Source organism: Hanstruepera marina (assembly GCF_019880635.1).
Taxonomy (GTDB): domain Bacteria; phylum Bacteroidota; class Bacteroidia; order Flavobacteriales; family Flavobacteriaceae; genus Hanstruepera; species Hanstruepera marina.
In genome coordinates, this window is record NZ_JAINVX010000013.1 from 1 (window position 1) to 511 (window position 511).

Consider the following 511-nt stretch of genomic DNA (forward strand, 5'->3'; position numbering starts at 1 on the left):
TAGTGCGCCTGCCGATATCACTTATGAGTGTATCGCGGATGTACCTGCTCCGGGTGACTTGACAGCTAACGATAACTGTGCTGGTGATATTGTGGCTACGGCTGTTGATTCTACTAACGATACAGATCCTTGTAACATTATAATTACGCGTACTTGGACATTTACCGATGCTTGTAACAACTCAAGCTCTGTATCACAAACCATTACAGTGACTGATACCATTGCGCCTGTGGCTCCTAGTGCGCCTGCAGATATCACTTATGAGTGTATTGCTGATGTGCCTGCTCCAGGTGACTTAACAGCTACGGATAATTGCTCTGGTGATATTGTGGCTACGGCTGTTGATTCTACTAACGATACAGATCCTTGTAACATTATAATCACGCGTACCTGGACGTTTACCGATGCCTGTGACAACTCAAGCTCTGTATCACAGACTATTACGGTGGCTGATACCATTGCACCTGTGGCTCCTAGTGCGCCTGCAGATACCTCTTACGAGTGTATCGCG

General features: G+C 46.6%; 1 protein-coding gene. It reads left to right on the forward strand.

What is annotated here, in order from left to right; all coding sequences use genetic code 11:
• A partial coding sequence (locus tag K7G76_RS15340; RefSeq protein WP_456237538.1) for an HYR-like domain-containing protein occupies nucleotides 1-511 on the forward strand: 511 nt, incomplete at both ends.